The organism is Dehalococcoidia bacterium (assembly GCA_022449765.1).
Lineage (GTDB): Bacteria > Chloroflexota > Dehalococcoidia > Lucifugimonadales > Australimonadaceae > UBA2963.
This window is the reverse complement of sequence record JAKUPZ010000008.1, coordinates 15,891-41,746: the sequence shown is the minus strand read 5'-3', so window position 1 is coordinate 41,746 and position 25,856 is coordinate 15,891. Positions and strand designations below refer to the sequence as shown.

General features: G+C 41.7%; 29 protein-coding genes. 18 read left to right on the top strand and 11 right to left on the bottom strand.

Annotated features, from left to right (window positions below):
* Positions 1–10: 10 nt before the first annotated feature.
* Positions 11–304: a co-chaperone GroES gene (gene groES / locus MK127_04970; protein MCH2532143.1), complete on the bottom strand. Its 294-nt coding sequence runs from the start codon at positions 302–304 to the stop codon at positions 11–13.
* A 175-nt stretch (positions 305–479) separates the two neighbouring features.
* Here groES and MK127_04965 point away from each other — a divergent pair, with 175 nt between their 5' ends.
* Genes MK127_04965 through MK127_04955 form a run of 3 tightly spaced genes read left to right on the top strand, consistent with a single transcriptional unit; the run spans position 480 to position 3,482 of the window.
* Complete coding sequence (locus MK127_04965) at positions 480–1,163, top strand: enoyl-CoA hydratase/isomerase family protein (GenBank protein MCH2532142.1); 684 nt, start codon at positions 480–482, stop codon at positions 1,161–1,163.
* Entirely contained in the window at positions 1,160–1,888 is a 729-nt protein-coding gene (locus tag MK127_04960; protein ID MCH2532141.1) for an enoyl-CoA hydratase/isomerase family protein, read from the top strand. Before MK127_04965 ends, MK127_04960 begins: the two co-directional genes overlap by 4 nt.
* A 19-nt stretch (positions 1,889–1,907) precedes the next feature.
* Positions 1,908–3,482, top strand: coding sequence for an AMP-binding protein (locus tag MK127_04955; protein MCH2532140.1), 1,575 nt, complete (start codon positions 1,908–1,910; stop codon positions 3,480–3,482).
* Here the strand turns inward: MK127_04955 and MK127_04950 are convergent.
* Entirely contained in the window at positions 3,475–3,894 is a 420-nt protein-coding gene (locus MK127_04950; protein ID MCH2532139.1) for an NADH-quinone oxidoreductase subunit A, read from the bottom strand. The genes MK127_04955 and MK127_04950 overlap by 8 nt on opposite strands.
* A 142-nt stretch (positions 3,895–4,036) precedes the next feature.
* On the opposite strand from MK127_04950, the gene speD reads away from it, so the two are divergent.
* The 4 genes from speD to MK127_04930 all read left to right on the top strand — a co-directional run bounded on the left by speD (position 4,037) and on the right by MK127_04930 (position 6,573).
* Positions 4,037–4,408 carry an adenosylmethionine decarboxylase gene (gene speD / locus MK127_04945; protein ID MCH2532138.1) on the top strand — a complete coding sequence of 124 codons (372 nt, stop codon included), beginning with the start codon at positions 4,037–4,039 and terminating at the stop codon, positions 4,406–4,408.
* Positions 4,408–5,337, top strand: coding sequence for a polyamine aminopropyltransferase (gene speE / locus MK127_04940; protein ID MCH2532137.1), 930 nt, complete (start codon positions 4,408–4,410; stop codon positions 5,335–5,337). Before speD ends, speE begins: the two co-directional genes overlap by 1 nt.
* An 82-nt stretch (positions 5,338–5,419) precedes the next feature.
* Positions 5,420–5,941: a CvpA family protein gene (locus MK127_04935; protein ID MCH2532136.1), complete on the top strand. Its 522-nt coding sequence runs from the start codon at positions 5,420–5,422 to the stop codon at positions 5,939–5,941.
* Between the two features lie 83 nt (positions 5,942–6,024).
* Positions 6,025–6,573 carry an HNH endonuclease gene (locus MK127_04930; GenBank protein ID MCH2532135.1) on the top strand — a complete coding sequence of 183 codons (549 nt, stop codon included), beginning with the start codon at positions 6,025–6,027 and terminating at the stop codon, positions 6,571–6,573.
* Here MK127_04930 and holB read toward each other — a convergent pair.
* From holB to prfA, 5 genes are read right to left on the bottom strand one after another with little or no spacing between them, the layout of a single operon-like run.
* The gene (holB, locus tag MK127_04925; protein ID MCH2532134.1) at positions 6,563–7,576 is read right to left on the bottom strand and encodes a DNA polymerase III subunit delta'; all 1,014 of its coding nucleotides are present in this window, start codon (positions 7,574–7,576) and stop codon (positions 6,563–6,565) included. The two genes, MK127_04930 and holB, sit on opposite strands and share 11 nt — an antisense overlap.
* Positions 7,576–8,916, bottom strand: a complete 1,341-nt coding sequence (lysA, locus tag MK127_04920) for a diaminopimelate decarboxylase (protein MCH2532133.1) — start codon at positions 8,914–8,916, stop codon at positions 7,576–7,578. The genes holB and lysA overlap by 1 nt, the downstream gene beginning before the upstream one ends.
* A 54-nt stretch (positions 8,917–8,970) precedes the next feature.
* The gene (locus tag MK127_04915; GenBank protein MCH2532132.1) at positions 8,971–9,804 is read right to left on the bottom strand and encodes an MBL fold metallo-hydrolase; all 834 of its coding nucleotides are present in this window, start codon (positions 9,802–9,804) and stop codon (positions 8,971–8,973) included.
* Positions 9,805–9,806: 2 nt separating this feature from the next.
* The gene (gene prmC / locus MK127_04910; protein MCH2532131.1) at positions 9,807–10,682 is read right to left on the bottom strand and encodes a peptide chain release factor N(5)-glutamine methyltransferase; all 876 of its coding nucleotides are present in this window, start codon (positions 10,680–10,682) and stop codon (positions 9,807–9,809) included.
* A gap of 13 nt (positions 10,683–10,695) precedes the next feature.
* Entirely contained in the window at positions 10,696–11,787 is a 1,092-nt protein-coding gene (gene prfA, locus MK127_04905; GenBank protein MCH2532130.1) for a peptide chain release factor 1, read from the bottom strand.
* A 175-nt stretch (positions 11,788–11,962) separates the two neighbouring features.
* On the opposite strand from prfA, the gene MK127_04900 reads away from it, so the two are divergent.
* Complete coding sequence (locus tag MK127_04900; protein ID MCH2532129.1) at positions 11,963–13,081, top strand: serine protease; 1,119 nt, start codon at positions 11,963–11,965, stop codon at positions 13,079–13,081.
* Here the strand turns inward: MK127_04900 and hisS are convergent.
* The gene (gene hisS / locus MK127_04895) at positions 13,078–14,331 is read right to left on the bottom strand and encodes a histidine--tRNA ligase (GenBank protein ID MCH2532128.1); all 1,254 of its coding nucleotides are present in this window, start codon (positions 14,329–14,331) and stop codon (positions 13,078–13,080) included. The two genes, MK127_04900 and hisS, sit on opposite strands and share 4 nt — an antisense overlap.
* Positions 14,332–14,460: 129 nt before the next feature.
* Here hisS and MK127_04890 point away from each other — a divergent pair, with 129 nt between their 5' ends.
* The 4 genes from MK127_04890 (at position 14,461) to MK127_04875 (ending at position 18,198) form a co-directional block, all read left to right on the top strand.
* Positions 14,461–16,629, top strand: a complete 2,169-nt coding sequence (locus MK127_04890; GenBank protein ID MCH2532127.1) for a bifunctional (p)ppGpp synthetase/guanosine-3',5'-bis(diphosphate) 3'-pyrophosphohydrolase — start codon at positions 14,461–14,463, stop codon at positions 16,627–16,629.
* Between the two features lie 72 nt (positions 16,630–16,701).
* Positions 16,702–16,956 (top strand): 30S ribosomal protein S20, encoded by a 255-nt coding sequence (gene rpsT / locus MK127_04885; protein ID MCH2532126.1) that lies wholly within the window; start codon positions 16,702–16,704, stop codon positions 16,954–16,956.
* A 128-nt stretch (positions 16,957–17,084) separates the two neighbouring features.
* A complete protein-coding gene (gene lexA / locus MK127_04880; protein MCH2532125.1) occupies positions 17,085–17,732 on the top strand; it encodes a transcriptional repressor LexA in 648 nt (215 codons plus the stop codon).
* Between the two features lie 13 nt (positions 17,733–17,745).
* Positions 17,746–18,198, top strand: coding sequence for a GNAT family N-acetyltransferase (locus MK127_04875; protein MCH2532124.1), 453 nt, complete (start codon positions 17,746–17,748; stop codon positions 18,196–18,198).
* Here the strand turns inward: MK127_04875 and MK127_04870 are convergent.
* Positions 18,195–18,446: a hypothetical protein gene (locus tag MK127_04870; protein MCH2532123.1), complete on the bottom strand. Its 252-nt coding sequence runs from the start codon at positions 18,444–18,446 to the stop codon at positions 18,195–18,197. The genes MK127_04875 and MK127_04870 overlap by 4 nt on opposite strands.
* Positions 18,447–18,539: 93 nt before the next feature.
* On the opposite strand from MK127_04870, the gene MK127_04865 reads away from it, so the two are divergent.
* The 5 genes from MK127_04865 to MK127_04845 all read left to right on the top strand — a co-directional run bounded on the left by MK127_04865 (position 18,540) and on the right by MK127_04845 (position 24,140).
* A complete protein-coding gene (locus MK127_04865; protein ID MCH2532122.1) occupies positions 18,540–19,724 on the top strand; it encodes a pyridoxal phosphate-dependent aminotransferase in 1,185 nt (394 codons plus the stop codon).
* Positions 19,725–19,797: 73 nt separating this feature from the next.
* Entirely contained in the window at positions 19,798–20,703 is a 906-nt protein-coding gene (gene htpX, locus MK127_04860) for a zinc metalloprotease HtpX (GenBank protein MCH2532121.1), read from the top strand.
* Entirely contained in the window at positions 20,703–21,257 is a 555-nt protein-coding gene (locus MK127_04855) for a hypothetical protein (protein MCH2532120.1), read from the top strand. Before htpX ends, MK127_04855 begins: the two co-directional genes overlap by 1 nt.
* A gap of 196 nt (positions 21,258–21,453) precedes the next feature.
* Positions 21,454–23,949 (top strand): heavy metal translocating P-type ATPase, encoded by a 2,496-nt coding sequence (locus MK127_04850; GenBank protein MCH2532119.1) that lies wholly within the window; start codon positions 21,454–21,456, stop codon positions 23,947–23,949.
* Positions 23,950–24,020: 71 nt separating this feature from the next.
* Positions 24,021–24,140, top strand: coding sequence for a YHS domain-containing protein (locus MK127_04845; protein ID MCH2532118.1), 120 nt, complete (start codon positions 24,021–24,023; stop codon positions 24,138–24,140).
* A gap of 2 nt (positions 24,141–24,142) precedes the next feature.
* Here the strand turns inward: MK127_04845 and MK127_04840 are convergent, their stop codons facing one another.
* Both MK127_04840 and MK127_04835 read right to left on the bottom strand, forming a co-directional pair.
* Positions 24,143–24,469, bottom strand: coding sequence for a hypothetical protein (locus MK127_04840; protein MCH2532117.1), 327 nt, complete (start codon positions 24,467–24,469; stop codon positions 24,143–24,145).
* An 11-nt stretch (positions 24,470–24,480) separates the two neighbouring features.
* Positions 24,481–25,053, bottom strand: a complete 573-nt coding sequence (locus MK127_04835) for a TlpA family protein disulfide reductase (protein ID MCH2532116.1) — start codon at positions 25,051–25,053, stop codon at positions 24,481–24,483.
* Between the two features lie 101 nt (positions 25,054–25,154).
* Between MK127_04835 and MK127_04830 the strand changes: the two genes are divergently transcribed.
* Positions 25,155–25,844: a chlorite dismutase family protein gene (locus tag MK127_04830; GenBank protein MCH2532115.1), complete on the top strand. Its 690-nt coding sequence runs from the start codon at positions 25,155–25,157 to the stop codon at positions 25,842–25,844.
* Positions 25,845–25,856 lie beyond the last annotated feature (12 nt).

The window sequence follows — 25,856 nt, the reverse complement described above, 5'->3', positions numbered from 1 at the left end:
ACTTAATGATTTAGCCAACTTTGGCTAGGATGTCTGTTTCCTTCATGATTAAATACTCTTCGCCATCCTCTTCAAATTCGGTTCCGGCAAATTTTGAGTAGATAACCACATCTCCAACAGCGACGTCCATGGCTACTCTAGAGCCATCGTCATTTACGCGCCCTGGACCTACAGCGACGACGCTACCTTCTTGAGGTCGCTCCTTCGCGCTGTCAGGGATAAATATCCCACTTTTGGTCTGATTTTCCTGTTCCACTGCTTTTACGACGATTCGATCGCCTAGTGGTTGTAGCTTTCGCGCCACGCCTTCCTCCTTAATCTGAAGGCATAATGCAATTTAGCACTCGCCTTAATAATCTGTTAGCAGTCTCAAGCGCCGACTGCTAATCCACAAGAAATGGTAAGAAACACGAAGGCAAGTGTCAAGTGGCTACTTTCAGGTAAGATGGATGCTGGTTAAGATGTTTAAGGATAAAAATATGCCTGAACAAAAGCCTCAAAAAAATATTTTTGCTAGTAATGTGATGTCGCTTTTTTTGCCTAATGATTTTCAATCATTCCGGGATAGTGATTTTATAGAATCGCTTATAAACGATTTCAGTATCAGAGTCGTAGTTGTACATGGCAACTGGCATTCTTGCGAGTTTGACCACAGCATAATCAAGAGACTCAGTGAAATTCCCATTCCCGTGGTCGCTTTTATAGAAGGCTACTGTAGAGACGAATCGTTAGAGTTGTGCTTGGCTGCTGATATACGAATAGCTTCTGCAGATGCAAGTTTTCAACTTGGCTATGTGAATCAAGGGAGAATGCCAAAAAATGGCGCCACTCAAAGACTGGCTCGGATAGTAGGCAGGGGACAAGCTATGAGATTATTGCTTTCAGGTGAATGTATTGACGTTTCAGAAAGCATTAGGATTGGATTAGTGGAATCTATAGGCACGTTGGAGGATGTTTCTGCGCTTGTCGAATCCATTTGTAAAGCTGCTCCTATAGCAGCACGATATGCAAAAGAATCGGTAAACTACTCGCAGGAATTAAGTTTCTTGCAATCACATCGCCTTGAAAACGATTTAAGTATCCTCCTCCAGTCCACTGAAGATAGGGAGAAAGGACTAAGGAGTTACTTCAACAAAGAGACTCCGGATTTCCAATCTGAATGAGCACATTTAGCTGTATAAAATTCACTAAAAGTGAGGGCGTTGCATTTCTGACCTTAAATCGCCCAAGCAAAGTTAATGCATTTAATGTTCAGATGCGAGATGAATTATCCGAGCTGCTTGCAGTAATAAATGATGATATCGAGGTACAAGGTGTAATTATTTCTGGGGCCGGGGAGTATGGATTTTGTGGAGGTGCAGACCTGACTGAATTTGGGACTGCCCCTTCAATGACTATTGCTCGCTATTCCAAAATTGCTAGAGATATTTGGAAAGATTTACATTTTATTTTAAAGCCAACGCTAGTGGCTATTCATGGACATTGTATTGGAACAGGAATAGAAATTTCTGCATTATGCGACTTCCGTTATGCCACGGAGGATACAGTTTTTAGAATGCCTGAGTTGCACTTAGGGTTGATGCCTGCCGCTGGTGGTACTCAATCATTAACTAACCTCGTTAATAAAGCGAATACATTGAGGATGTTATATACAGGTGAGGCTTTCAGTTCTAACCAGGCATTTGAGATGGGTCTTATAGACGGCATATTTTCAGACCGAGGTTCTATGATGATTGAGGTTGAAAAAAAGATGCGTCAGATTATTGCATTCAATTCGGATGTTTTGCGTAATTTGAAAAAATCGGTTATTCACGGGGCCGATTTTCCTTTGTATCATGCTTTACGTTTAGAACAAATTTTAGCAGCTCAAATAGATAATTCTAAATGACAAATCTAGGAGAAGATTCCTGCATACTTTTGATGTATTAAATATTGCTGCGGCTATAGTACCTGATAGACCGGCTTTAATAACTGACGAGAAAGAGCATTCGTTTTCTGAACTTGCGGAGAAAGTGAATCGCCTTGCAAATGCTCTTTCGAAGAGCGGGGTGGCTCGAGGTGATCGCGTCTGTGTTGTTGACGTAAATACTCCTGCGCACGTCCTGACATTTTTTGCAGCCTCTAAACTGGATGCTATTTATGTTCCATTAAATTTCCGAGGCCATCGTGAAGAGTTAGCATATCCTTTAAGACATTCTGCACCAAAAGTGATTGTTGCTGGACCAAGGTATGTTCCGCTTATTGAGGAATATGGAGATGAATTTAGTTCTACCCTTAGGATAACAACTTCAGCCATGAACGATCATACCTCGCAGTGGGTAGACATCGATGAACTAATCAATTCTGCTGATCACCAAGAATATATATTCCCGATTGACTCACCTGAAGAGACCGCAGTGCTTTTGTTTACTGCGGGAACTACAGGTAATCCAAAGGCGGTAATGCTTAAACATTCTAGTTTCACATCATTTCTATTGACTAGCATGGAACCTCCCGATCCTGAAGTGTTTGAAAAAACACTTCTGACTTTACCTCTTTACCATGTAGCAGGTCTTCAAGCAGTCCTTGCAGGGATATACGGGGGTAGAACAATAGTAATGCAGCGACAGTTTGAGCCTGGAGAATGGATGCAATTAGTGGAGCAGCATGGAATTGAACGTGCTTTAATCGTGCCTACTATGTTGAAGCAAATCATTGATCACCCAGAATTCTCTACAAGAGAATTGTCTTCGCTCAAAGTTTTAACTTATGGGGGGTCATCTATGCCGCCTACATTAATTAGGCGTGCAGTTCCTCTTATGCCCCAAGTGCAGTTTATTAACGCATTTGGGCAAACTGAAACTGGGTCAACTATCACGATGGTGCCCCCCGAAGACCATATTTTAGAAGGCCCTGATGAAATTGTTGCGTCACGAATTAAACACCTATCCAGTATTGGGAAACCATTACCTGATGTAGAGGTACGGGTTGTTGATGAGAATGGGCAGTTTGTAAGTTATGGTGTTTCAGGTGAAATAATAGCTAAAAGCCCTCGGCTAATGACGGGTTACTGGAAGCAACCAGCGGAAACGGATCAAGCGCTGCATGACGGATGGCTTTATACCGGTGACTTAGGCTACCAAGATTCAGATGGATATATATATCTTGAGGGTCGCGCAAAAGATTTTATTAAGCGTGGCGGCGAGATGGTCTCACCCGAGGAAGTTGAGCACGTATTGCAAGAAGTACCTGGTATAGAGGACTGCGCAGTCATTGGACTTCCAGACGAAACCTGGGGTGAGCGTGTAGTAGCGGTAGTAGTTACTGGATCTGGTTACTTGAACGTAACAGAAGATTTGATATTAGATCATTGCCAGTCTTTGGCTAGATTTAAACGACCAGAGCAGGTAATTTTCATGAGCGAGTTGCCTAGAAATTCCTTGGGGAAGGTTCTGAAAAAAAATTTACGAACTGAATTGTCCAAAATAGATGGAACTAATTAATTCTTTGCTTGCTTGAAATAGCAGGAGTTGATTCGTCCCATTCCATTCCGCCTTTTTTCCATTCGTACGCCCAACCTACCATCATGATTACAGAGAAAAATAACACTGCTAGGAATGCAGACCAGCCTAGCGAGCTTGATTGAGTAGCCCAAGGAAATAGAAATATGACTTCAACATCAAATAACAAGAAAAGTAGAGCGAATTTGTAGTAGCGTACGTTGAATCGTTGCCAACGCCCTTGTTCTGGTTCCATACCGCATTCATAGGGTGAGTATTTCAGAGGGTTGGGTCTGGATGGCCGAGCGTTGATGAAGGTACTTAGTTTGGATATCAGAAGAACACTTGCTGGCAGAACAATCGAAACGACGGCTAGCAAGAAAATCAGACCATATTGACGCAAGTAGTCTTCCATAATTCTATCCTAGGCATCAAATGTTTTGAGGTCAAGCTAGATTGAATGTTTCTGTTGCTCCCATATGGCTGAGAATGCTAGAATTTGACCTTATGTCGCCGTGTATCCCTGAGGATACAGATTTATATGGAGGCCTGTCTGATTGAAAGCTCTTGGTCGTCACGTACTACTTGAACTTCGCACTTGTAATCCAGAATTATTAGATGACCTTGAGTTTCTCAAGAAAGTGTTATTAGAGGCGGCAGTAAAAACTGGAGCCACTGTAATCGGTGAAATTTTCCATCAATTTAGCCCTCAAGGAGTAACGGGTGTTGTCGCGATTGCTGAATCACACCTATGCATTCATACATGGCCAGAATTTGGTTATGCGGGCGTTGATATTTTTACCTGTGGGGAAAATTTTGACCCCACGGAGGCAGCTAAATTAATTATTGATGAACTGGAGTCTAAAGATCCTGAGATTACGGAAGTAAAAAGAGGTCTTCTGGACTCATGGTCACAGGCGTTTAGTTAATGGATCAGCTTTCTCCTAGAACAATATGGTATACAGAACAGATCACACCTGAACTTATTCAGGCTTCAGGGGTTCGAGAAGTGATTTACGAAGGATTTACCAAATACCAGAAGGTCCAAATCCTTGATACCGGCTCGTTTGGACGAATTTTGGTACTCGACGGGAAAACGCAATCATCCGAATCGGATGAATGGGTGTACCACGAAGCGCTTGTTCACCCCGCAATGCTTGCGCATCCGAATCCTAAGAAAGTATTAGTAGCTGGGGGTGGTGAAGGGTCTACGATCAAAGAAGTTCTCAGGCATCATTCAGTTGAAGAACTGACGATGGTCGATCTCGATGCAGAAGTAGTCAATTTGTGCAAACAGTATTTACCTAACCATCACTTGGGTTCTTTCGAAGATAAGCGGTTGAAGTTACTTCATGAAGATGCTCTTTTGTACCTCCAGGGACGTACTGACCCGTTCGATGTGATAATCATTGACATCCCTGATCCTCTGGAAGGAGGACCGGCATATTTGTTGTACACCGTTGAGTTCTATAAATTAATTCTGTCGAATTTATCGCCAGGCGGCATTATGGTCGCGCAGTCAGGTGCAGCGAGCCCTACAAACTACATGGATGTTTTCACATCGATTTCAAAGACTATGAGGCAAGTTTTTGCGCACACTTCAGAATATCGAGTGTTTGTGCCTAGCTTTGGTACCATGTGGGGATTTATTGCCTGTGGAAGAGAGGATGCACTAGTTGTAAAGGATATGGATCGAGACGTTATTGACCGTGAAATAGAAAAGCGTATATCTAGTCCACTACGTTATTACGACGGTATTGCACATTCGGGTATGTTTAATTTGCCTAAATATATTCGTTCAGGAATTAGCTCAGAATCACGTATCATTACAAATGATAATCCAGTTTTTGTAATTTAATTTACCCATAAACCTTCATTAGTTCTACTGTTGCATTTGCCTTGACCGTGGCATAGTTTTAGTGCTAATAATCGAGGATTTTATGAATTGGGTTGATGCAGCTACCTTAATCACTATTGGATTGTTTGGATTCCTTGGCTGGAAAAATGGAATAATTAAATGGGCGTCAACTCTGGCTGGAGCAATAATTGGAATAATTTTTGCTGGACAGTATTACGCGCGTGTTGCTGAATTAATTCCAATTGATACCGATTTCGATAAAATTGCAGCTTTTACTGCAATTTTTATTGTCTCTCTTATATTCTTTTGGGTGCTTGCGAATTTTGTAAAAAAGATTCTTAATATGCTTTTTTTGGGATGGGTGGATCGTTCAATTGGAGCTTTGATTGGTATTGTGGTGGGGCTATTGTCCGTTTCTGCGATTGCCTCAATAGCAGTGATTGTTCCTATAGATTCGTTGCATGTAGCTATTGCAAAATCCAGCTTGCTTGAATCCATATTAACTGCAACTGATGTGATTAAAGTTTTGCTTCCGTCTCAGTTTGATCAGATAGATCGTATTTTTGAAGAGGGATTGGATTGGAAGAACCAATTTAGTGGATAACGTTACTAAATATCTTATTGTCCCTACTGGTAAATGCCTTTATGATCTTATCGACTACTTTGCTTGTTTTGATGTAGGAGATAATGCCCCGCGAAACAGTCCTTATCTTGAATCAGAACTACGAGCCGCTTAACGTCTGCGGTGTTAGGCGTGCTATCGTCTTAGTGATTGGGCAAAAAGCACAGCCGATTGAACTTTCCTTGGAACATTACAAAACAGTGTCAACTTCTTTTTCAGTTCCGTCCGTTATCAGGTTACTGTATATGGTAAAGCGCCCTCTTTTCACACGTAAACTTTCTAGGAGAGAAGTTTTTTGGAGAGACCATTTCACTTGCCAATATTGTGGTAAAGAAACAAAAGACCTAACGCTGGATCATGTCGTACCACGTGTATTGAAAGGCCCGCACACATGGGAGAATGTCGTTGCCGCCTGTGTACAATGCAACCACCGCAAAGCAGGAAGAACACCTGTTCAAGCCCGAATGCAACTCTTATCACAGCCTTCAACGCCCAAGGCTAATCCGTATTATCACTTGATGCATCGCAGTCTTCCGGACGAATGGAATATTTATCTACCTTGGGTAAGTAATAATCAGATAATTTCTACTGATTTGCATGCTGCTATTGCATAGAATGTTGTGTGGTCAAAGGAGAGGAAATTAGTACAGCCTCTAGGGCAAGTCGAGGGTTGATATTTCGTTGCACTAGATTGCTGGTGCTTTGAATTTGGCGAATCCATCGCACGATTTCATCGTTTGGAAGAGACTTTGCGTGTTTAGACAATGTTTCTTTCCAGTCTATATTTATCACGTACTCTTCTACCCCTTTTTGAATAAGCATTACGTCTCTTAGCCAAGAGAGCCAAAGTCGCAAGTGAGTTTCGGCAGATAATCGGTCACGCTGATAGATTCTTCCGAACTCCTCACAATAGTGGAATCGAGACTCAATTCCCCCTTCGATGGTGTCCACTATTTTTTCTAAAAGCTGATGTAACGAAGCATATATTGAACTGTCTTGTGACGCTTCGATAGCCCAACCTATACATCCGTCACACAACCTCGAAAATATTTCTGCGTTTTCAGCGTCTATTCCATAATTTGTAGTTAGTATTGAAAACACTGCAGCACGATCCATTTTTTTAAATTGGAAAAGCTGGCAGCGAGAAACAATGGTAGGCATAAGGTCTGCTGCGCTGCTCGATATGAGGATAAAAACCACGTCCCCTGGAGGTTCTTCTAGTACTTTTAATAGTGCATTGGAAGAATGATCATTTAGCTTTTCAGCAGGTTTAATAATAAAGACCCTCCGGATGCCCTCAAAAGGTTTTAGATATGCAAGGCTGGATAATTCCCTAATTGCATCAATTCCGATTTCATGAAGGGGGCCTTCATCTCCTCCCGTGGTGATGTAGTGCACGTCAGGATGCTCATATTTTTGGATTCGTTGGCATTGATTGCATTGCATGCATGGAACTTCTGAACTTGTACAGTTCAAGGCTTGCGCAATTTGTAGCGCTAGTGTGTTTTTACCAGTATGAGACGCTCCTGAAAGCAGGTAAGCATGGTGGAAGCGGCCTTCATTAATTGAGTTATTTAAATTGGATAAAATTAATTCTTGGCCGTGAAGCTGAAACACTACAAAGGATCCTTAGCAATTGGGTCGATTATATCCTGAGACATCATGTCTTCGAACGATTCCCTTCGGCGAATTAGGCGTGTATTACCATTGTCTACCATTACAATAGGCGGTTTTCCGTTCATGTTATAGGTACTCGCCATTGAGGGTGCGTAGGCACCTGAAGCTGGAATAGCAATTATATCGTTTGGTTGTACTTTTGGTAGTTTAGCGTCAGTTACTAGGACGTCCCCAGATTCACAGTATTTGCCCGCAATGGTAACTGTTTCTGTTGCCTCAGCTGTTGGTTGATTTGCTAGAACGGCAATGTAGCGTGATCCATATAACGCGGGACGAATATTATCTCCCATACCCCCGTCTACTGATACATAAGTGCGAACGTCAGGTATTTCCTTGATTGCACCAACTGTATATATGGCAACTCCCGCGGGTCCTGACATAGAGCGGCCTGGCTCTATTGTCAATTCGGGTTGATTCAATCCATTTTGCTTACATCCCTCTATAAGAGCTTCAGTAATGGCTTTTGCATAAGCATCTTTAGTTGGGGGTTCGTCATCTTCTGTATAGGCAATTGCAAACCCACCTCCTGGGCTAAAACGATTTAAAGTCATGCCTTCATTTTGCATTTCAGAAGCGAAGCCAAGGACGAGTTCAATGGCTTCTGTATAAGGCTCTAGTTCAAAAATGGGAGACCCTAAGTGAAAATGAAGGCCCTGAAGTGATAAATTTTCACATTGCAACACTTGCCTAATTGCATCGTGAGCTTGACCTGTTTCAATTGGGAAACCAAATTTACTATCTAAAACCCCAGTGGTAGTTAGCCTATGGGTGTGCGGATCAATAGACGGAGAAACACGAACTAAAACATTTTGCTTTATTCCTTGCTGACCTGCATATTCATTAAGTAAATTCAATTCGTGCGAACTGTCTATAACAAAATGCCCAACTCCCCACTCAAGTGCAGTCCATATCTCCTGAGGAGTTTTATTGTTGCCATGAAAATCGACTGTTGATAGATCAACATTGGCGGCTTTTAGGATTGCTAATTCTCCTCCGGAAACGACATCAAACCCTAATCCTAGATCGGCAAAATATCTTGCTAAAGGGATATTGATAAATGCTTTGCAGGCATATACAACTCTAGTATTAGGATAAAGATTCTTAAAAGATGAAAGGAATCCTTCCGCCTGATTGCGTAAAGTATTCTCATCAAACACATACAATGGGGTGCCGAATTGTTCCGCTAGGTCGATAAGACTGCAACCACCAATTTCCAGATGGTTTTTATTAGAGATTGTTGTATTTAAAGGAAATACTTTCGAGTTAAATAGTGTGGGCACAATGACTCCGTTGAGATATTAAAATTGGCATTATTCATTTTATCCGACTAGCCCCTATAGGTTAGTCTTGTAAGTATCATTCTCTTCTTTAACTACCTTCCCTTCTTCCAACAATTTAAGCAAGGTAGTGATTATTTGCCTTTCGGCAAGGGGCTTTCGTGAGCTTTGTAGTCCTTTGTATATTACATCACTGAGCTGGGCCGTACTTAGGGGCCTTACTTTTAATTTATTTAAAATGGACTCCTCTCTTCTTAGTCTATGATCAATTAACCGGTTGAGCCTTTGGCGAGGATTTTTCACAGGACGACCGTGTCCTGTGTACATGATTCTAGGATTAATATCTTGGAAAAGATTAAGCGTTTGCATGTATTCAACAAGACTTCCGTCATTAGGGTTTATGCTGGTAGTGGAAATATCCATAACAGTGTCTGTTGTAAATAAAACTTCACGCTCAGGAATATAAATAGCCAGACATCCGAAGGTGTGCCCAGGAGCATGGATCAATTCTAGATTAATGCCTCCAAGGTCTCGTACCTCACCTCCATTGAGAGAAGATGCTATCTTTATTTCACTGTTCAATCGGTCGCGCTCGATAACTTCTTGGTCTTTTTCATGGCAGGCAATAGGAGTTCCGAACTCCTTATGCAAATGAAGAGCACCTCCACCGTGGTCAGGATGGCGGTGGGTAATTATTATTTCTGAAATCGGTGGTGAGTTTGTTTGCCTAAGGTAAGCCATTCGACTTCGATGGTCATCATTATTTTCCCAGCCAGTATCAATCAGAATTGAAGTATCCGTTCCAAAAACCAAATAAGAATTTGGAGCAGGGAAACCTGGTAATGGCTCCTTGCCGAACGTCATTTGATGTATGCCAGGTTCTAATTCCATAGTTAAATGATTTTATTGCTTGCAACAGAGTTGGGTTTGAGCACTATGACACGAGATCTTCCAGTTAGATCATTTACTACATTATATGAGAGTGAAGGGAAATAGTCAGAGGCTAAGGAGAGTATTTTTTTTACCTGTGAGGGATCAATCTCTAAGAAGATTACTCCTTGTGGTAATAGTTTGTATTTTGCTTGCTGGAGTAGAGTATTTATGATCTCAAGACCATCTATTCCCCCATTTAAGGCAATCAAAGGTTCATATAGCTGTACTTCACTTTGAAGATACGGTAATTGCGTTGTTGGGATGTAAGGTAGATTGGCCAAAAGCATATCTACCGGATGCGGTAAATTAGTAAGCAAATTACTTTGGATTAGCTCAATCTGATTCTCTAATTGATGCATCAAAATATTTGCCTTAGCAAGATGTAACGCTTTTTTTGATATATCTAAGGCGTATAAAGTAGCGCTGGGATTATTTTTTGCTATTGCTATCGATATTGCTGCAGTGCCGCACCCTACATCCGCTATAAGCATTTTTTCTTTGCCTGATAGGTATTCCAATGCTTCGTCGACCATTACTTCGGTTTCAGGCCTAGGTATAAGAGCTTTTGGAGAAGTTTTAATTTTTAGCCCATAGAACTCTTTTGATCCGATTATATAAGCGAGCGGTTCATTTTTTAGGCGACGGTTAAGCAGGGACCTGGCTTTAATCAGCGTCGATTTTTTAATTGCCTCGTGTTGAGAATACCCAAATAATTCGGCACGGGAAACGTTTAAAATATTCATCCATATGAGATCAGCTTCAAGCCTAGGATTATCTGCTCCGATTGATGAAAGTTCCGATTGGAATTTGATGATAGCTTGTTGGAGAGTAGTCAATGCGGATAATCGACTATACTAATTTTTGAGTTTCTACTTCGGCTTGTTCAAGCAATCTTGCCTGCTCGTCCTGTAATAAGGATTCGACCAAGGAACCGAATTGCCCTGCACCTACCATAATTTCTTGCAGTCCATGTATAGACATATTAATACGGTGATCTGTAAGTCGATCCTGTGGGAAATTGTAGGTCCTAATTTTTTCAGATCTCTCCCCACTGCCTACTTGCGATCTTCTTGCAGCAGACGTAGATTCTTCTTGTTCACGAATTTGCTGTTCATACAATCTGGATCGAAGAACAGATAGAGCTTCGGTTTTGTTACGTAATTGCGACCTCTCGCCTTGAGAGACCACTACTATGCCAGAAGGATTATGAACAACACGTACAGCGGTGGCGACTTTATTCACATTTTGCCCACCGGGGCCACCGGAATGGAATATGTCAATTCGCAGGTCTTCTGTACGGATATCAACATCAACCTCATCGACTTCAGGAAGGACGGCAACTGTTGCAGTGGATGTATGTATCCTGCCTTGTGTTTCGGTAGTCGGTACTCGCTGGACACGATGCACTCCGCTTTCATGCTTTAGCAGCCTGTAAGCACTTTCTCCTTGAATAGTGCAGACTACTTCTTTAATGCCACCTTGTTCAGTTTCATTCATATTGACTATATCTATTGTCAGCCCATGTTTATGGGCGTATCTCTGATACATTCGAAATAAATCACCTGCAAATATTGCAGCCTCATCTCCTCCTGTGCCTCCACGTATTTCCATAATTACGTTTTTATTGTCATTAGGGTCTTTAGGTAATAAAGCATTTCGTAATTCTTGGTCGAGGCTTTCTACCTCAGTGCCAAGCCTTTCAATTTCCTCTAACGCCATTTCTGCAACCTCAGGGTCGTTGTCATTAGACAAAGACTTGGCGTCATCAAGTTCTTGCTTAGCAATTTTTAGGGATTCGTATGAATTGACAATTGGAAGAAGATCAGACCTTTCCTTTGCAAGTTTACTAACCAAATCGGGGTTAGAAATTACTTCAGGGTCTGAAAATAGTTCATCAATTTCCTGAACTCGTTTTAGGAAGTTTTCTAGTCTATCTAGCATGCTTTTGTAATAGGTTTCTCTAAATTGAAGATACGGATGACGAAAGCAATGGTATCAGATTAGGTCGTCTAAGGAGCGAGCTAATCATCCACATCAAGAAGAATTTGCCAGTTAATGTCATTGCCAGCCTACATGCCTGACGTTATACAATCTAAAGGAAGACTAGGATGTAGGGATGGTATTTAGACATTTTAAAATAGCTTTATTAGCTCCAGCTTTTGTATTAGCACTGGGGCTAGTTGCTGCGTGTGTTAACGTTGAGCCAACTCCTACTCCTGCACCCCCTAGACCTACACCTACGCCTAGCCCAACACCTAGTCCAACGCCAACGCCAACGCCAACGCCAACGCCTAGTCCAACACCTACACCTCCGCCAACGCCCACTCAGGCCCAAGGTATAGCTCTGGCGGAGCCTGCTGTTGTGAAACTAATTGCAGGAGATAAGCAATGGACAGGGGTTTTCATCGAGGGGACGTTAGGTCGAATATTAACTACATCATCTGGTCTAGGTCAGTCCCCCTTGGCAGATTTCTACACCCCTTCGGGCTCTAATGGCCGAGCATGGGTTATTGGCAGAGATGACAACTTAGATCTTGCATTGCTAGAAGTTATTTCTCCGGGCCAAGTTTATCCATCATTTAACTTAGCCAAAACGGGTGATCCCCAACTAGATCAAGATTTTGTCTTGCTTCGCCAAGGTGGATTAACTGATGTAGTTCAGAAGAATTCTTCGAGGATCATAGGAAGTCGTCAAGATTTTAATACGGGACTTCGGTACATTCAGTTGCAAGGATTATCAAATGAGGATTCTGATGGATCGGCTTTAATTGATAACAGCGGCCTATTACGTGGTATTCGTATGAACGAGCAGCATATGTTGGATATTGCAATTGGTCGAACAGGCGAAATATACGCTTTATCTGTCGACGGGTTGATATCGACTGTTATTCCTCGACTTGAGACAGGAGTTAGCATAATTGATGCGCCTCTCTCAGGTACTTCTAAAGGCACACCTCCAAGCATCCCTGCCATTTTTAAAGGAACCATTAAAATCGACAGTAGAAGTGCTACAAAAGGCACTCGCGTCTACGCCAAGGTTTCTAAAGTAGGATCGTCCGATTTATGGTTTTCTACAACTGTCGAAAAAACAGGAGAGTACTTATTACCTATTAGTATTAGCAGAACCGGCTATACCAATGCTACTGTGCAATTCTGGGCAGGCAAATATCCTGCATCAGCTACCAGTGTTTTCGTAGCTGCTCGTACAACTACGATTAATATAGATGTTCCTTAGGTATTTTGCTTTAAGTAATTCAGTAAATCACTTCTGGGGATAACCAGTTGGTCGCCTCTGCTCATATCACGGCAGGTGATATTTCCTTCTCGTAATTCGTTTTCACCAATGATTAATACAAGATTTGCTTCGGTCCCTGATGCAAATCTCAATTGGGATTTTAAGCTTCTATTCGGTGCAAGCAGAACCAATTGATCCTCGCTCCTTAATGTTTCAGCTAATTTAATGGCATCGTTTTTTGCTGGTATTCCGTTATAACAAAGGATTAGTGGTTTTTTTGCACTTATGCCACCTTCATAGGTTTGAGTTTGTAGATTTAGAATCAATCTTTCAATTCCGGCAGCAAACCCTATTCCGGGAGTTGATTTACCCCCTAGTTCTTCAAATAATCCGTCATATCGCCCTCCTGCACAAACCGCGCTTTGGGCTCCGGTAACTGCTGGGTGGATTTCAAAAACAGTACGGGTATAGTAATCAAGCCCTCGGACAAGCTTGTGATCTAATGTATAGGAGATCCCCATCAATTCGAGGTAACCCAAAAGCTCTTCCCAATGATCTTTTGCGTCTACACCTAAGAAATCAGCGCTTTTAGGGGCAAGATCAATGAAAGTTTCCTGTGATAATTCTTTTGAATCAAGTACTCTCAACGGATTTGTTTCGTACCGACGACGATCATCCTCGCCCATGTTAGATGTATGTGTTGCGAGATGTTCTTTAAGCGCATCAATATAATTTTTGCGATCGTTGTGGTCCCCGATGTTATTAAGGACGAGGCGCATATTTTGAAGTCCAAGATTACTCATGCTATGGATTGCAAGCTGGATTACTTCCAGGTCGATAATTGCGTCTGATTCCCCAATGGCTTCAATCCCAAATTGATTGAATTGCCTGAATCTTCCTGCTTGCGGCCTATCGTATCGAAACATTGGGCAGAGGTAGTAAAGTCGTTGGGGCTGAGCAAGATTATGAAGGCCGTGTTGAAGATAAGCTCTACAAACTGCGGCAGTTCCTTCTGGGCGTAAGGTCAGTGATTGGCCTCCGCGATCTTCAAAACTATACATTTCCTTTTGAACTATGTCGGTTTCTTCTCCAACAGTTCTAGAGAATAGCGCGGTATCTTCAAATATAGGTGTATCAATTCTTTGATAGCCAAATAGGTCGGCAGAGTAAGTTAACTTGGATCTTACATAAGACCATAAAGCTTGCTCTTGTGGAAGAATATCGGCAGTGCCTCTTGGTGATTGAAACATTAGACCTCTGATGTACAGGCTAAGAATACCAGAAACTACATATTTCTGAGTTTCATTAATCGTATTGAATTTGCCTGCGGAAAAGATATTTGTAAATTATTTGGTTTACCTAGGGCTTATAATGGATTAATGAATCAGCTGACGGTGAAGCTAAAAGAATATTTAGCAGACGAGAGAATTGTAATAGTGAATGATGCGCTTGATTTTGCGACTAAAGCGCATACGGGGCAAACACGTTTATCAGGAGGGCCATATATTGATCATCCTATCACCGCGGCGACTTATTTAGCAGACCTCCATCTTGACGAGAAAACGATTGCCGCAGCTTTACTTCATGATGTTGTTGAAGACTGTGACATACCCTTGTCAGATATAAAAAAAGAGTTTGGAGAAGAAGTCGCGAAACTCGTAGATGGAGTAACAAAACTAAAACTCATAAAAACCAAACTTTCGGGTAATTCTGAAAGCGATACTGAAAGGTCTGATAATCTCCGCAAGATGCTTGTTGCCATGGCAGAAGATATTCGAGTGGTACTCATTAAACTTGCTGATCGCTTACATAATATGCAGACTTTGGAGCCACTTCCGCCAAACCGTCAAATTGAAATTGCTCAGGAAACGTTAGATATCTATGCTCCTTTGGCGCATCGTCTCGGAATGGGTGAAATGGAATGGCAACTTGAGGATTTATCATTTCGTTACCTAGAACCATTGCAGTACCGGAGAATGTCTAGGTTACTGTCTGCCAAGCGCAAAGAGAGAGAACAGTATATTGAGAGAATTTCTGAAATTTTATCTGAAGAATTGAATAAAGCCGGATATGATTTTGAAGTCACTGGTCGACCTAAGCATCTCTACAGTATCTACAAGAAAGCTCAGTCGTACGCGTCTATTGGTAAAGAAATTGGAGAGATACAGGATCTTTTTGCGTTGCGCGTAATCGTTAATACTGTGAGTGATTGCTACGCTGCACTGGGTATTGTTCACGGTCTGTGGAGGCCTCTCCCTGGTCAATTTGATGATTACATCGCAAGCCCAAAGGGAAATATGTATCAATCTTTGCATACCACAGTAAGAACGCCAGATGGAGTCCCTGTAGAGGTACAATTACGTACTTATGAAATGCATCAAAATTCTGAATACGGAGTTGCATCACATTCAAGTTACAAAGAAGGATTGGACGCGCGCGGGAACCGATTTGAAGAACGGATGTCTTGGTTGCGTCAACTGCTAGAGTGGCAACGTGAGGTAAGCGGGAGTGAGGAATACATTGAGAGCATTGCTAATGATCTCTTTGATGACCAGGTTTTTGTGTACACTCCTAAAAATGAAATCCGTGAACTTCCTAGCGGCGCTACTTCAATAGATTTTGCGTATCGGATTCATACAGAACTTGGGCATCGTTGTATTGGGGCAAAAATTAATGGACGTTTGGTCGCACTTGATACGCGACTGTCTAATGGAGACACTGTAGAGATTTTAACCAGTAAAGTAGCCAGAGGTCCAAGTTTGGATTGGTTAAACCCTCATTTAGGATATGTCAAAACTACTAATGCCCGGCAGTCAATTAGAGCTTGGTTTCGACATCAAGAGCGCGATGTCAACGTTGATAGAGGCAAGGATCTCCTAAAGAAAGAACTGAAGAGGCTAAATAGCAATATCTCAGATTTTGAAATCGCTAAATGGTTTCGGTATGAAAGCGAGAATGATTTTTACGCTGCATTAGGATCTGGAATGGTGTCTATTTCCCAAATCGCAGGGAGAATTACTGCTATTAAGTCTGAACAAGGCTCGCCTGCAGCAATTTCTATCGAAGAGCTTGGGCCTGTGATTGCAACAGGGGTTACAGTATTGGGAGTAGGCGATCTGCTAACTAGAACTGCTGAGTGTTGCCTTCCTCTTCCTGGCGAAAGCATCTCAGGTTTCGTGACCCGTACTAGGGGCGTTACTGTACATCGGCAGGATTGCATTAATCTACGAAATGTTAGTGAGCCTGAAAGAATAGTACCAGTGGAATGGGGGCAAAGTAGAAATGTTTTCCCCGTTCGAATTGCGATTGAATCGCAGGACAGGGTCGGTTTGCTTCATGACATAACTGGGGCCACGTCAACTGAGCATGTCAATATAGCTGGATCTAGCACCGAAAGCATAGACGGAGATACGGTTATTGTTCATTTAACTGCTCAAGTTTCTAGCCTTGAACAACTATCGCGACTCTTTAATAAAATAGAGAGCGTTTCAGGTGTAAAGAGCGTTAATAGAAACTTCACCAAAAGAGCCCCTGCAAAGAATAATTAACTTTCCTACTACTTAGACCTAGCCAGAAATACATTTGAGCGGCATAATGTATGTCTACAAATTGGAGATAGTATGCCAGCGAAAAAAACAGCTAGAGTTCAAGAGCGTAAGAGAATAATAAACCGAGACGTACGATCTAGTACACGTACCGCAGTTAAGAAAGCAATGCAAGTGCTTGGAACAGGCAGCAGCGAAGAATCTGCAGAGGCAGTCAAGCTAGCAACTAGTAAGCTAGACCGAGCGGCATCTAAGGGAATAGTTCATCGCAATGCGGCTGCACGAAGTAAGTCTAGGCTTATGAAACGCCTTAACTCAAATTCAGACTAAACTAGCAAAAAATTCCATTTATTAATCTTGAAAAGGGGCATTAGCCCCTTTTTTGATGTCACTAGGGCGTTGACATGCTTGTACTCTGATGTTTACGATCAGAACTAACGTTCGTATTTGAGGTGCGCATGGGGAAATTATCTAGCAGGCAACAACAGATATTAGATTTTTTGCAAGAATTCCATATTGATAGAAGTTATATGCCTTCAGTTCGAGAGATACAGACTGCTTGTGGTATCAGCTCTACGTCGGTCGTAGATTACAACCTCCGTCTTCTAGAAAGGGACGGTTATATTCGGCGCTCTCCTGATATATCCCGGGCGATTGAATTGGTAATTGAAAAAGAGATAGACCTTGTGGAAGTTGCTATGGTTCCAATAATGGGTACTATTGCTGCGGGGCAGCCAATTCCTGTCCCAGAAGCTTCCTCTTACGATCCAGCCGACTTAGAAAAAATTGCCTTGTCACCTGATTTTACTCCTCATCATGCTGAAGATTTGTTTGCTCTGAGGGTAAAAGGCTTCTCAATGATTGATGCATTTATCACTGATGGAGATATCGTAGTACTGCGTCCAACTACTGATGTGAGAGACGGTGATATGGTGGCGGCTTGGCTACCGATTGAAGAAGAAGCTACTCTAAAGCATTTCTACCTTGAAGGTAATCAGGTTCGTCTCCTGCCGGCTAATAAGGAGATGGATCCGATTATTGTCCCTGCAGATAAAGTACAGATCCATGGTCGAGTTGTTGCAGTTATGAGAAAAATGAATAACTAAGGATGTATTCAGAATGTTTAGCGTCCGACGAGCGAATATTGACGATTTGCAATTAATTGTAGATTTTCAAATAAAAATGGCTGTTGAAAGTGAAGGGGTTGATTTAGAGGAAGCCACGATTAATTCAGGCGTCGGTGCTGTCCTAAAGGGTGAAGTAACCGCAGAGTATTGGTTGGTAGAATCTGAAGACGGCCCTGTTGGAATGATGATGACTTTACCTGAATGGAGTGACTGGCGGAACGGCGTAGTAATCTGGATTCATTCAGTATATGTCCGGCCAGATTATCGCAAGAAAGGGGCTTTTTCGACACTCTTTGAACATTTGAAGAACCAAGTTAGTGAGTCCTCAGAACTGGTGGGGCTTAGGCTTTATGTAGACAAGGGAAATCATTCCGCTCAGCAAGTGTACAAACGCCTAGGTATGTCAGCAGAACACTATGATCTCTACGAATTTATGAAATATTAATCAGATGATGGCAGTGATCTTTGGGCTACTATTTCCATTTGACGATTATTGCAATAAATGTTTGATTGGCCTGATTTAGTGCAGAGAACCATAATTCCGGTTTCGTTATCTATATAACGCTTGCCTAGCTGGTCTGCCTGCCCCTGCTCAGCTGGTTTGCAAGATAATTCTGCATCACCGCCTTTAGTGATCATGTATTGGGAACCTAGTTCACTACATTCAAAACGCGAACCTGTTTGTGAAGGCATAATCTCTCCTCTTGATTTCGGCATATATATTAGCAAGTATTTGCCGCTTGCGGTGGTACCGACACAAGCCTATGCTCACAGTTGGAGGTAGTAATGACTATTGCAATTAATGTTCAGAAGCATATGACAGATAGCTCTTGGATTCGTCGTATGTTTGAGTTAGGTATCGCGTTGAAGAATGAGCGTGGAGAAGAGAATGTCTTTGATTTATCCTTGGGGAACCCTGTTGTAGAACCACCTCGCGCATTTCATGACGAGTTAGAAAAATTCATCCAATCTCATCCAAAAGGTGCCCACAGATACATGCCAAATGCTGGATATGCATTTGCAAGGCAAGCCATTGCTGAATCCCTTTATGCTGAGACCGGCCTCAAATACCAAAAAGAGCACATAATGATGTCTGTAGGCGCTGCAGGCGCATTGAATGTGGTCATTCACGCATTATGTGACCCAGGTGATGAAGTGCTAATCCTTAGCCCTTATTTTGCAGAATATCTTTTTTACGCTTCTAATCACAATGCTTTGCCAGTTGTTGTCAAACCTGATGCAAGCTTGCTACCTGATATTGAGGATTTGAAAAGTAAAATTTCTCCAAGAACTAAACTCCTGATATTAAACTCTCCTAATAACCCATCAGGGGTTATCTACCCTGAATCCGTGATTGAAGCCATTTCTAAAATTCTTATAGAAAAAGAGCATGAATTAGGGGTAAAGATTTATTTAGTGAGCGACGAGCCATATAGGAGAATAATTTTTGATGGTTATAAATACCCTTTCCCTCAGCATTACTACGAACGAACCATTACTGTCACTTCACATGCAAAAGATTTAGCACTTCCGGGAGAAAGGATTGGATATTTAGCGTTACACCCTGAGATCGAGCATCACGAAACTTTAATGGACGCCTTCGTATTTTGTAATCGTGTCTTAGGCTTTGTAAATGCTCCAGCAATTATGCAGCATGTGGTAAGTAAGCTTCAGAATGTAACTGTTGAGGTGGCCGACTACCAAGCGAAAAGAGATTTCCTATTTAGCGTTCTTATGGAAGCAGGATATGAGGTTCGAAAACCTGAAGGTGCGTTTTATATGTTCCCGAAATCACCGGTCCCAGACGAGATGGAATTGATAAATGTATTACAAAACGAAGGAGTTTTAGTTGTACCAGGAAGAGGTTTTGGATTGCCAGGGTATTTCAGGATTTCGTACTGCGTAGACGATGCGACTTTACAGGGAGCAGCTGTTGGTTTTAGAAACGCTATGAGAAAATTGAAGCCATAAATCCTTGAGATAATTTTTAGTATGATCTGTATGATGGTACGGGGAGAATATTTCAATATGATCGGGGGAGCTCGTGAATAGGCCACGTGATTTGGGCAGAGATACTCAACTAGTTACTCGCATGGTGATTACAGTGATACTACTAGGAATAGTCTATGGATTCTTCCTGTGGTTTTTACTATCGGTTGCTGGTGCGGCATTCATGCTTGTATTTGCAATAATGCTTGTATTGTTCCAATTTATAATGTCTGATCGATTAGTTCTGACATCAATGAGAGCGAAGGTTGTTAGCCCTGACGAAGCTCCCGAATTACATCAAACAGTAGAGCGATTATGTGCTGCAGCAGGGATTCCAAAACCAAAGATTGCTATATCTGAGATGCAGGTTCCCAATGCTTTTGCTACGGGCCGCAGCCAAAAGCACGCTGCCGTGGCGGTAACTACAGGACTACTGTCTATCTTAAATAAAGATCAACTTGAAGGCGTCCTAGCTCATGAGATCAGTCATATTGCTACCAGAGACGTTCAGGTAATGACCTATGCAAGCTTTCTTTCCGTAGTCGCTTCAACTTTAATGAGCTTATTTTTTTGGAGTTCTATGTTTGGCGGTATGGGTAGAAGTCGAGAGAATGGTGCTCATAGCTATATGATGATCGCGTACCTAGTTACGATTATGGTATGGGTTTTAAGCCAAGTACTGATTGCCGCACTATCTCGTTATAGGGAGTATTCTGCAGATCGTGGTGCATCTCAATTAACAGGACGCCCCATGGATCTTGCAGCAGCGTTGCACAAAATTTCAGGTTCGTTAACAGGCCTACCTAAACAAGATCTGCGTCGAGCCGAGACCTTAAATGCGTTTTTTATAATGCCTGCTGTAGGAGACGGCTTCGCTCGACTATTCTCTACTCATCCTCCAATGGGACGAAGAATAGAGAAATTACAAATATTAGACAACGAGCTTAGAGGTTCCAGGTAGTGTTTTTTTTAAAACGATCAGCAGATTGGGGTAAAGCCCAGGCAGCTATGGGAAAGTCCAAAGAGGTACTTGAGGAAAGGCTCGATACTTTTACTACATCTAGTTCGGGTATTCTTGTAAGCCCTTCATCTGATCAGAATGGAGAACAGGCAAAAGAAGAGATAGAGCGCGCCCTTTTGATGGTTAATTTCATGGGAGGGCGCCCATGGGAAGTAAAACTTGATTCTGCAGATAATCCGCATCCTTGGGTTATAACACAGGCTAACGACTTGGAAGCACTTTCTGATGCTACTCGTATTGCGGGTGAAGGGTTGGCGAATGCAGGGGTTGGCTCTAGGGTATTAGCTGCGGTGTACCCTTTCCTATGGAAAGGAATTAAGATTTACTGGATATATCAGCCTAGGATAAAAGTTTTCACTCCGTTTGTGCCTGACAATTCCGAAGAAGGACGTGATCATCCCCTTGAATTGCGAATGGAGAAGGCGATCAGATCATGCCTCCCTACTTCTCGTGATGTTAAACAATGGTTTCCCGTTTGGGGTTTGCCTTTATGATTTTTTTAATCTGAATCTAGCCCAGATCAATAACATTGCATCTAATGCCAAAAGTAAAGTTAACGCTATCCATATTGGGATATTAAAAAAAATGGATACTATCACTACGAAAAGTGCTACTAAACCTAATCCTGCCAGCAGTATCCATGCGGTACTAGTTATATTGTCCATGACCTAATGATAATTGAAGTGATATATGGATAGTAATCCTGAGCTAAATAAATATGTTGTTTTACCTGTGGAAGGTATGACTTGCGCTGCATGCGTGAGCACGGTTACGAGCGCAGTTCGTTCCGTTGCAGGGATTTTACAAGTATCAGTAAGCTTAGCTTCAGAAACAGCAACAATTAACTTTGAATCAAATAAGCTTCCAGTTAATGAAGTCGTGCATGCTATCACCGATTTTGGATATCAAGTGACTACATCAGAATCGATTTTGGCATCAGATGCACTTAATGATCCACAGGTAGCTATCTCCCTTAAAGAATACTTAGAAAATATTGATGGGATAGTTTCAGTGAATGTGAATAGAGCTACTCCAGAAATTACCATCAGATCAGTCTACGGGCTTTTTAATACGAATGAGATCCTAAATTTGACATTGAAATTCGGGGTGAAAACCCAACTTGTGGAAGGCACAGACTCATTGCATTCTGAGATTGAACGTCTTTCACGTAGAAGTGAGATCAACCGAGTTAAGAAAAAAATGCTGTTCAGCGGTTTTGTAGCCTTATTACTGTGGTCGTTAGGGATTGCCTTTAACCCAGTGACTTCTGGGCAGATAGACTGGCTAGGCTGGATTTCATTACTATTCGCGGCCCCTGTCCAGTCTTGGGCTGCTTCAGAGTTTTATAAAAGTGCATGGGGCAGCTTGAAGCACTTTAAATTCAACATGAATACACTGATTGCTTTGGGTACTTCAGTTGCCTATTTCTATAGCGCGATAGTTGTAATATCTAGACCTTTCATCGACCAAGTCCTCAGCATACATTTTGATACAGCAACGATCATTATATCTTTGGTACTTTTTGGTCGTATGCTTGAGTCACAAGCCAAAGGCAAGGCATCAGACGCAATTATTGGCCTGATGGATTTACAGGCGAAATATGCTTTAGTGCAACGAGGCACTAATACAGTTGAAGTGCCTATAGACCAAGTTGCGCTAGGTGAGCTTGTGCTTGTCAAACCAGGGTCGAAAATCCCTCTAGATGGTGAAGTATTTGCCGGAGCGTCCACAGTTGATGAATCGATGTTAACTGGAGAAAGTACTCCTTCAGATAAAATAGAAGGAGCAGTTGTTTACGGTGGTACTGTGAATCTGCATGGAAGTTTTACCTTTCGCGTTACTAGGGCTGGTGATAGAACAACACTTGCCCAAATAATTCATTTGGTGCGGCTAGCCCAAGGGTCTCAGGCTAGCATCCAGCGCTTGGCGGATGCATTTGCTTCTCATTTTGTACCAGCGGTACTGTTGTTCGCATTTTTGACATATTGCTATTGGGCGTTCTTTGCTCAGGACGTAAGTCAAAGTGAAGCAATGCTTACAACAATAGCGGTACTTATTATTGCTTGTCCATGCGCACTTGGATTGGCAACACCTGCTGCAATAATGATTGCGATTACCACCGGGGCGAAATACGGAATTTTGATTAGAAGTGCAGAAGCACTGGAGATACTAGGGCGAGTGGATACTGTTTTTTTTGATAAGACAGGAACTTTAACTAGCGGTAAATTAAAAGTAGAAAAAGTATATGGGTTCGAGTTTACAGAGAGTGAAGTATTGGGGTTTGCATGTTCTGTCGAATCTCATAGTGAGCATTTATTAGCGAAGGCAATAATAGATTGTGCTCAAGAAAATGAAATCGAAACTCCCGCGTCTTCTAATTTTCAAGTGGCACCTGGATTGGGAGTACGTGCAGTTATTCAAGAGAGATCATTTACTGTCGGTAGTCTCAATCTTGCGAGGCAAGCGAATATAGTTATTAGCAGTGAAGTGGAAGCAAAGGTCAACGAACTACTAGACGCGCACTGCACTCCAATTGCAGTTCTTATGGAAGAAAAAATTATAGGCCTTATAGGTTTGACTGATGAGATACGTTTTGAGTCAAAGCAAGTTGTATCTCGATTACGGTCTATGGGTTTAAGAGTAGGCATTTTGACTGGGGATCATTATGCAGTAACTCGTAGTTTGGCAAGTAAACTGGCCGTAGATTCTTACGTATCAGAGATATTACCTTCAGAGAAGCATAATCAAATTACACAACGTCAAGCATTAGGTCATAAAGTAGCGATGGTGGGAGATGGAATTAATGATGCACCAGCATTGGCACAAGCGGATGCTGGTATTGCGATGTCTTCAGCTTCGGATATTTCATTGAATGTAGCAGATTTTGTATTGATGGGAGCTAACATCCAAGGAGTAACTACTGGTATTAGGCTTTCAAGGAAGACAATTACGATAATTAAGCAAAATTTGTTTTGGGCTTTTGGTTATAACATAATCCTAATTCCAATAGCTGCAGGATTTTTTCATTTATTTGTTGGAGAAGGGTCGATTCCTTCCTATCTACATTGGATTCTTGGGGAGAACGGTTTTTTGAATCCTAATATCGCAGCATTGGCGATGGCCACAAGTTCTGTTTCAGTTATGTTTAACAGCTTAAGGCTGCGAACTTGGGATCCATATTTATAGGAGGAGGTTGTAAGCACATGAGTAACTTGGATTTAATTTTCGGAGAAAATGCGATAGATCCTATATGCAACATGGTAGTGAGTAAATTGAATCCTCCTGGCGGGGAGTATAAATTTGAAGGTCAAACTTATTTTTTCTGCGCAATTAGTTGCCAGATAGAGTTTTCACAGAATCCAACCAAATACACGTAAACTTACTTTTTTAGGAATATCGCAATAATAGCTAAATAGAATGCAATAACTACCTTTAGCGCAATCATCCCAATTACCGATAGTACATTTAATGAAGAAGTAGTTGCGTCTTGGAGGTGTGTTCCTTGGTCTTCTACTCCCAACCCCAGAGATGCAATCGCAGACCCTATAAGATCTTCGAGTACTCCTGCCCCCCAAGTTGAATTCCTAAAGAATTCTAAGCTCTCTGACAGTTGACCAATATCTGTAAGTATCGAGAGCATAATGATTACAGAAGTGGCTAATACAAACCAGGATATGAGAGAAGAGAAAAGTCGAGCAGCTTTCATTTTTACCCCAATTAGTTATTTTCGATCAGCGAAGTGACTAACTCATTAAGTTTATCTTTTGAAAGTAATCCCAACCACTGCCTAATTATTAAACCTTCAGAATTAATAAAAAAGGTTGTAGGTAAGCCTGTGACGTATTGGCCTTGTAGTTGATATGGCGCGGATTGACTGTTTGTTTGTTTAAAGCGTGGTATACCTGCGGGGTAAGATGCTCCTAGTTCAGCAAGTAATAATTCCCCTTGCTCGTAACTGCCGAGAATAAATTCTGGGCCCATATCTAGCCCTAGTACAATAAGTTTTGCGGAATTAGCTTCATGGATTTCCTGGAGTAGAGGGATTTCTTTCCTACATGGAGGGCATGATGCCCCCCAAAAATTTATTACTAACGGCTTCCCGCTAGACAATAATTCTTCAATGTTAGTTGGTTCGAAATCAAATTGATCCATACCTTGGTATAGCTGAATTTGAGATGTACTTAACTCATTGCTTTTGTTATCCAGTGGAAATATTTCGATTGATAGGATGATGGCGATAGATATTATCCCAATGATTGCGGCAATGAGAAATTTAGTGTTAGATTTCATGGTTTTATTACCTAGTATGTTAGGGCATACGGAGCTAAACCTGTATCCTAATAAAGTAAATCAATGCATATATGATCAATATGCCTAAAATAAAGGGCCCAATGACAGAAACTCAACTAGCACCTCAATATGTAAAATACACATTCTTCACTGTTGACCCACTATGGAGAGGGCTATCCGAATCAGAAAAGAAGAGAAGCAAAGAAGAATTTTCGGCATTAATAGCTTCTTCTAATTTACTAATTCGCGCGTATTCATTAATGGGTATGCGATCGGATGCCGAATTACTTCTATGGTTAGTTAGCCCTGATCTCGAAGGGATCAACAAATTTGCAACTTTAGCTATGAATACTCGATTAGGTCAGTACCTGACTGTTTCTCACTCATACCTTGCTATGACGCGACGATCAACTTATATAGATGAGCATAGCCATGAAAACGGAGAGAGTAGAACCAGAATCCGGCCTATGGGTAGGAAATACCTTTTTGTATATCCATTTGTTAAGACACATGCTTGGTACCAGCTGTCACTTGAGGAACGCCAAAGGATGATGAATGAGCATTTTAAAGTAGGCCACTTATACCCAGAAGTAAAAGTACACACCACTTACTCATTCGGACTTGATGATCAGGAATTTGTCTTGGGGTTTGAAACTGATGACCCCTCGAGATTTTTGGATTTAGTTATGGAATTACGTTCAGCAGAGCAACGCCCATATACGGAAAAAGATACCCCTATTTTTACATGCCTATTAGGGACGATAGAAGAAGTATTGGACAGTATTGGGTGACGAAAGCAACGA